Raw genomic sequence first — 7,232 nt, 5'->3', positions numbered from 1 at the left:
TGATGATGTGGGTTACACCCTGGTACGGCAATTCCGGCAGCAGGTGCTTGAGCAGATGTTTGCCCCGTTGTCGGCGTTACTTGAACAGCACGGAAGCCGCAGCGCCCATTTAAAATATTCTCTGGAAACCCCCGCCTGGATCATGCTGCATGCCCGCCGGCCAGACACTCTGCCGGCAGGTTTCTCAGACTGGCAGCAATTGCTGTTGCAGGCGGTATTTGCCAGTAAACAGCAGCTGGAGCAGCAGTATGGCAGCCTTGAGGATAGTCGCTGGGGTAAACACAATCAGGCAAACATCCGTCATCCGCTTAGCAGCGCCGTGCCGCTGATGGGAGACTGGCTGAATATGCCAGCCTCGGAGCTGGCCGGTGACCGCCATATGCCACGGGTGCAGCTGCCCGCTTTCGGCCAGTCACAACGGATGGTTGTGGCACCTGGTCAGGAGCAGGATGGTATTCTGACTATCCCCTCAGGCCAGTCTGGCCATCCGCTGTCGCCATTTTACCGGGCTGACCATCAGTATTGGTTAAATGAAGTCGCACTGCCCTTTTTACCGGGACCCAAAAAATATCAGTTAAGGCTGGTTCCGGATGCTTGACTTTGGCCATCCAGACGGATTAAGGTGCGGAGTATGACTTTATCTCATCGCACTCTCGGCTATTTTAGCTTTACCACCCGTAAGGGGAGGTAACTGGCCGTGCGCGTGTTAATGGCAAGAAACCTCCCCCGTCGGGAGGTTTTTTTTTGCGTGCTTTTTAAAATCCGTTATTTTGCTGCTTACTGGCAGGTTTATTTAAAAGGAAACATCATGGAACTTAACGAAATTCGCCAGGCAATCAGCAGCACCGATCAGCAATTACTGCAATTGCTGGCAAAACGACGTCAACTGGCACTGGCCGTCGCTGACGCAAAGCTCAGTCAGAATAAACCGATCCGCGATCAGCAACGCGAGCAGGAATTGCTGCTATCCCTGATTGCCGAGGGCAAAGCGTTGGGTATTGATGCGCAGTACGTTACCCGCATCTACCATGTCATCATCGAAGACTCGGTGCTGCAACAACAGGCCAAAGTACAAGGTCAGCTTAACGGTGACAATGGTCCGAGCGTCAGAGTCGCTTTTCTTGGCGGTCAGGGCTCTTACAGTTACTGGGCAACTCAGAAATACTTTACCCGCCGGGCCGAGCGAATTATTGAACTGGGCTGTGACAGCTTTAACGAAATCGTACAGGCGGTGGAAACCGGCCATGCTGACTGTGCCCTGCTACCCATTGAAAATACCTCATCCGGTTCGATTAACGAGGTATTTGACTTACTGCAGCATACCCGTTTATCTATTGTGGGTGAGCTGACTCACCCTATCGCTCATTGTTTGCTGGGCATTAGCGGTGCCGAACTGGGTAAAGTGCGTCAGGTATGTGCTCACCCTCAGGTTATCGCCCAGTGCAGTCAGTATTTGCTTGGCTTAACCAACGTAAAAATTGATTATTGTGACAGTTCATCGGCGGCCTTTGCCAAAGTAAAAGCGCTGCAAGACCCAACAGTGATTGCCATAGGGGGCGAAGAGGGCGGCCAGCTTTATGGCCTGCAGGTGCTGGCCCGGGACTTAGCCAACCAGAAAGACAATGTCAGTCGCTTTATCGTTGTGGCGCGCAAACCTGTTGTCGTTGCCAAGGCCATCCCGGCTAAAACCACCTTTATTATGTACACCGGCCAGCAACCTGGCGCTTTAGTTGAAGCCCTGCTGGTACTCAAACAACATGGTATCAGCATGGCCAAACTGGAATCACGGCCAATACCAGGTAACCCATGGGAAGAAATGTTCTATGTGGATGTCTTTGCTAACCTGGCAGATTACGCCATGACCCGCGCCCTGGAAGAGCTCAATAATATCACCAAATTTGTTAAGGTATTAGGCTGCTACCCAAGTGAAGATATTGCCCCGACACAGGTCAGTAGCAGCTGAATTTGTCATTTTTTCAGCTTAGCAAGCTGTATGCCGCCAGCACAATGGCGGCAACAGCGGTTAAAGCACTTCCCACAACCAGTGCTTTATATACCGCGATTTGACGCTCGGCTGCGGCTGATGCCTCCTCGGCCAGCGCAATAACTTTTTGCAGCTGTTCTGCAAGAGTATGTAATGACTGTGAGTTTTTGGTGACGGCTTGCTGCAGCTCACTTATTTGCTGAGCCTGAACCGGGTCGCTTTGCACCGCAGGTTTCTTGGTAAAAGCGGGAATGGCAGTGGTGGCAATTGTCGTAAGGTAAGGTCCCAACGCTTTGATAAGGGGTATAAGCTGGATTGCCATATCATCTCCTGTGCTATTGCTGGTAAAGCTCCAGCGGCAAGCCATCCGGATCCTGAAAAAAGGTAAATAACTTGCCGGTATATTCATCAACCCGAACCGGTTCCACCGCCACATCATTCGCCGTTAAGTACGCCACGTATTCAGTCAGATCGGCTACCCGAAATGCCAGATGACGTAACCCCCGGGCCTCTGGCTGGCTGGGCCTGGCAGGTGCCTTCGGGAAACTGAATAACTCCAGCTGGCTGCCATCCGCCAGTATTAAATCAAGCTTCCAGGAGTCCCGTTCTGGCCGGTAATTCTCAGCGATGATTTGCAGCCCTAACAGCGTTGAGTAAAACGCTTTACTGCGGGAATAATCACTGCAAATGATGGCGACATGATGAATACCGCCAAGCTTTGCCACCATTGTTTGTCTCCGTCATCCCGGACTGATATTTACAGAAGCAATATCAGAGAATTTTTTTAATTTCAGATTTCAGATTATCATCCTGGCTTCTTGCCAGCAAAGGCACCAGGATTGCTTCAGCCTGTTGCCGCTGCTCCCGCGCCAGATATAACTGACTTAATCGCAACTGCGCCCATTCATTAAAATCCGGCAAACTGCCATCTGCCAGAAACTCATTCAGTGCAGTGATACCCTGCTGATAATGCGTTTTTCCAAGCACACTGGCCCGGCCAAGCTGATACAGTGCCAGTAAGCGGTTGCGCTTGCCGTCTTCATCATCGACATTTTGGGCACTGGCTTTACTGAATTCAGCTATAGCAGCGGGATAGTCACGGCTTTGTGCCAGCTGAATGCCCCGCATAAAGTAAGGTTCTGGCCGGCTTTGCAAAAGCGCACTGCTGTTAATCAACTGCTCTGCTGCTGCGGTATCTTCTGCGCTGAATAATACTTCAAGCTGCAACAGCTGACCTTGCAACGGGTCATAGTGTTCCAGCCTGGCAGCAACGGTCAATGCCTGCTCTTTGTCACCGCCAGCGATGCCAGGTGCCTGCGCATAATACTTACCCAATGCTTTCAGATAACCGGTATCTGTCGGTGCCAGTGCTACCGCTTGTTCAAAAGCCTGACGACAGCGTTTAGCATAACCCAGTGCACTGAACATGCTGGCTTGTTGTGCTCTATCGCAACTTGCCCGACCAAACCAGAACTGATATCTGGCATTGTCTGCGTCAATTTTTATCGCTCTGGCCAAAAGCTCTTCCGCGGCGTCAGCCTGTCCCAGCTCCAGTTCACTTCGCCCCAGCGCAGCCAGCAGCCAGGCATCGGTTGTTTTGCGGTTTACTTGATCAGCCAGCAGGTTTTTGGCCGCAGCAAAATCCTGGTGCTGCCACAGATCAGATACTTGTTGTTGCAGATCTGCCGGCGCAGCATTTAGACCAAGACTAACCAGCAAAGCAGCATAAGTTACTCGTTTCATGACTGTCCTTGATTAACGGGTTAGCAGCATTGTAACCGCTGAGCAGCATTTGCCAATGCCAAAAAATAACCGGTTACAACTTAATACTATCGCCCTTAGCCGGGATCAGGGCATCAATACCACGCTGCTGCAATTTTTGCTGTAGCTCCAGCTGCGCTTCAGGTTCGCCGTGCACCAGATAAAATTGGGGCTGTCCGCCAATGGCCTGAGCCCAGTCAAGCAGTTCACTCTGCCCGGCATGCGCTGAAAAACCACCAATGGTATGCACCTTCGCTTTTACCACAATATCCTGACCAAACATTTTAACCCGTTTTTCACCGTCCACCAGTCGTCTGCCTAAGGTACCGCGGGCCTGAAAACCAACAAAAATAAGGTGATTGGTATTTTTCCATAAGTTATGTTTGAAGTGATGCACTATCCGGCCACCATTACACATGCCGCTGCCGGCAATAATAATAGCGCCATGAGTGACCCGGTTTATCGCCATTGAATCTTCAACTTTCGGGGTAAGTTTTAGCATCGGCAACAGTTGCTTCAGGTCACGTTTTGCACCAATTTTATCCAGATCAGTCTGGTCCAATGCATGCAGAAACTCGTTATAAATGCTGGTAATGCTGATAGCCATCGGGCTATCCAGAAAAATAGCCCGCTGCTTTAACCGGCCCTGATGATGCAGTAATGCCAGATAATATAAGACTTCCTGCGAACGCCCCAGCGCAAAAGCCGGAATAAATACGTTACCGCCATCCTGATAGGCCTGCTCAAGCGCATTGGCGAACTCTTCTACTGTATTATCCAGGCTTTGATGATTACGGTTACCGTAGGTACTTTCCAGCAGCACGATATCGGCCTGTTCAATTTCAGTCGGGTCGTGCATCAGTACGGTTGCCGGATTGCCTAAGTCGCCTGAAAACACCAGTTTACGCATTGCCTGGTTACCTTTGAGCCATAACTGGACAATAGCCGACCCTAGAATATGACCGGCATCGGCAAATTCCAGCTCAAGCCCTGGCAGCGGCACTAACCGTTTACGATAGGCCAGTGGCTGCACCAGCTCACTGACCCGCTCGGCATCTGCGACTGTCATTACCGGATCCTGCTGTTTTTTACCCGCGCGGGCAGCTTTTTTGTTCTGCCATTCCAGATCTTTTAAATACAAACCCACAGAATCTTTCAGTAGTACCGGCAAAATTTCAGCCGTACCGGGGGTGCAGATAATTTTGCCTTTAAAACCGCGCGCCACCAGCAGCGGCAGCAAGCCACTGTGGTCGATATGGGCGTGGGATAAGATAACCAGATCAATGTCTTTCGGTTTAAATGCAAAGCGGAATTTATGCCACTCCCGTACCTGATCAGCCCCCTGAGTCATGCCGCAATCGAGCAGAATTTGCTGCTTATTATGCTCAATCAGATAGCAGGATCCGGTTACCTGACCGGCAGCGCCTAAAAAGGTTAAATTGGCTACAGACATAGCGTTGTCCCTGTTATTAACGAAGTAAGTTTATATCGCATCCTGACTGCTAAAAGATTAGTCTATATCAAACATATTGTTAGTTTGTGCTAAATACCATTTTGCAGGAGCCGTTATGTCCGACGCGCATAAGCTATATAAACGCCATTTTGCTTCAGCTGAAGAATCACAGGAGGCTATTGCCCGGCTGCAGGACCATGAGTCCTATAAGCTGGCGTTTGCCGACAACGATTTTTTAATGCAGGACGATTTGCGCCATGTCAGATTGCAACTGGAATATCTGAAACCGCAGTTAGTATTGGAACAGCATGGCGTTAAAGCCACCATAGTCGTTTTTGGCAGTGCCCGGTTTTTATCACCTGAGCAGGCGAAAAAAAATCTGCAACTGGCTGAGCAGGCACTGGTTAAGCAGCCACAGGATAAATCATGCCAGCAGGCTGTTAAGCAGGCGAAGCGTGACAGCAAAAACAGTGACTACTATCTTGCTTCACAGCACTTTTCGCAGCTGGTAACTGAACACAGCAACAAACATCAGGACAGCGCCTTAATGATCATCAGCGGCGGTGGCCCGGGGGTCATGGAAGCGGCCAACCGCGGTGCGATGGCTGCGGGTGGTGAAAGTATCGGCTTAAATATTGTGCTGCCCAAAGAACAACACCCCAATCCCTACATTACCCCGCATTTCTGTTTTCAGTTTCACTATTTTGCTATTCGTAAAATGCACTTCTTGCAACGGGCCCGTGCCCTGGTCGCTTTTCCGGGGGGCTTTGGCACCCTGGATGAGCTGTTTGAAACGTTAACCCTTATTCAGACCAACAAGGCTGAACGGGTGCCGGTTATCTTGTACGATAAAGCATTTTGGCAAAGACTGATTAACTTCGACATGCTGGCCGAGGAAGGTTTAATCAGCCCACAGGATTTAGAGCTGATTCAATTTGCCGACACGCCAGAACATGCCTGGCAGCTGATTTATGACTATTATCAGTTAGGGCAAACGCAGCCAGAGTGAAGACTGACTAACGGCTGACCGCATGCTCTCCGTTAACTGCGGCTATCGGCTGCCTTTTGCAGCAGCTGCTTACTTTCCTGTAAAAACTGCTCTGCTAGTTCGCCAAAAAACTGCTGGCCTTTAGCAAACTGCTTCATTAAGCCGGCTTTATCCTGATTTTTCAGCAACTGTAGCAGCTCGCTAAACCGCTGCTGATAACGCTCGAGCAAGGCAGTGACATCGGCTGATGACAGCATAATATCGGCATAGAGCTCTGCATTCTGGGCAAACAAACGGCCAACCATCGCCAGCTCCAGCCGGTATATTGGCGAGCTTAGCTGCAACAGCTGGGTTAAATCGGCCTGCTCTTCCGCCAAATGACTACCATAGACCAACGATGAAAAGTGACGCATCGCCTGAATAAGCTGCATTGCCTTATCATGCTCTGCCGCACTCTGTCTGGCGAGCTCAGCGCCCCATACCCGTAATTGCTGTAATAACCACTGATACTTCTGCTCTGCTCTGCCATCACACACCACCACTACCTGCTTCACCAGATTAGTAATATCGGGGCCAAACATCGGGTGTAACCCGACAACCGGCCCGCGGTGGCTGGCTAACATAGCATCTAACGGCTGCTGTTTAATACTGGTAATATCCGCCAGTACACAATCATCAGGCAGGGCAGGAAGCTGGTTAATCACCTGCACCGTTAACGTGATTGGCACGGCCACCAGTACCAGCGCAGCATCAGCGCACAGGGTTGCCGCTTCAGACCAGTCGGTCTGTTCCAGCACCACCACCTGATAGCCTGAGCGCTGAAATAAGCTGACAAAACGCTGGCCAAGCGCCCCGGCGCCACCGACGACGACGATTTTACCGCCACCTGGGCGGCAGCAGACAAAATGATTTTCCTGAGTGGCGTAAGACTCACGCATTATCCGGCGCAGCACATCTTCAATCAGCTCAGGGGATACCTGTTCGGCCAGTGCCTGCTCACGCCGTGCTGATAATAAGAGCTGTTCGCGCTCGGGTACATAGACCGG

8 protein-coding genes are annotated in these 7,232 nt (G+C 50.8%); 3 read left to right on the top strand and 5 right to left on the bottom strand.

All coding sequences use genetic code 11. The annotated features are described in order from the left end of the window. Positions 1 to 598: penicillin acylase family protein (locus R3177_RS11825; protein ID WP_318971233.1), on the top strand; the 598-nt coding region annotated here is incomplete at its 5' end. Between the two features lie 210 nt (positions 599 to 808). Beyond that, a complete protein-coding gene (locus tag R3177_RS11820; RefSeq protein WP_318971232.1) occupies positions 809 to 1,963 on the top strand; it encodes a chorismate mutase in 1,155 nt (384 codons plus the stop codon). Between the two features lie 13 nt (positions 1,964 to 1,976). On the opposite strand, the gene R3177_RS11815 is transcribed toward R3177_RS11820, so the two are convergent. The 4 genes from R3177_RS11815 to R3177_RS11800 all read right to left on the bottom strand — a co-directional run bounded on the left by R3177_RS11815 (position 1,977) and on the right by R3177_RS11800 (position 5,198). After that, positions 1,977 to 2,306 (bottom strand): hypothetical protein, encoded by a 330-nt coding sequence (locus tag R3177_RS11815; protein ID WP_318971231.1) that lies wholly within the window; start codon positions 2,304 to 2,306, stop codon positions 1,977 to 1,979. 13 nt (positions 2,307 to 2,319) lie between these two features. Beyond that, on the bottom strand, positions 2,320 to 2,712 hold the full coding sequence (locus R3177_RS11810) for a VOC family protein (protein WP_318971230.1): 393 nt from the start codon (positions 2,710 to 2,712) through the stop codon (positions 2,320 to 2,322). A gap of 43 nt (positions 2,713 to 2,755) precedes the next feature. Beyond that, positions 2,756 to 3,727, bottom strand: a complete 972-nt coding sequence (locus R3177_RS11805; protein WP_318971229.1) for a tetratricopeptide repeat protein — start codon at positions 3,725 to 3,727, stop codon at positions 2,756 to 2,758. Positions 3,728 to 3,800: 73 nt separating this feature from the next. Next, the gene (locus R3177_RS11800; RefSeq protein WP_318971228.1) at positions 3,801 to 5,198 is read right to left on the bottom strand and encodes an MBL fold metallo-hydrolase; all 1,398 of its coding nucleotides are present in this window, start codon (positions 5,196 to 5,198) and stop codon (positions 3,801 to 3,803) included. A gap of 115 nt (positions 5,199 to 5,313) precedes the next feature. On the opposite strand from R3177_RS11800, the gene R3177_RS11795 reads away from it, so the two are divergent. Then, positions 5,314 to 6,207, top strand: a complete 894-nt coding sequence (locus R3177_RS11795; protein WP_318971227.1) for a TIGR00730 family Rossman fold protein — start codon at positions 5,314 to 5,316, stop codon at positions 6,205 to 6,207. A gap of 32 nt (positions 6,208 to 6,239) precedes the next feature. On the opposite strand, the gene tyrA is transcribed toward R3177_RS11795, so the two are convergent. Continuing rightward, positions 6,240 to 7,232, bottom strand: a 993-nt coding sequence (gene tyrA / locus R3177_RS11790; protein WP_318971226.1) for a bifunctional chorismate mutase/prephenate dehydrogenase, incomplete at its 5' end; no start/stop codon positions are given.

It is taken from the genome of Arsukibacterium sp., from assembly GCF_033722355.1.
Classification (GTDB): domain Bacteria; phylum Pseudomonadota; class Gammaproteobacteria; order Enterobacterales; family Alteromonadaceae; genus Alishewanella.
The sequence above is the reverse complement of the archived record's forward strand: the minus strand, read 5'-3'. Positions and strand labels throughout refer to the sequence as shown.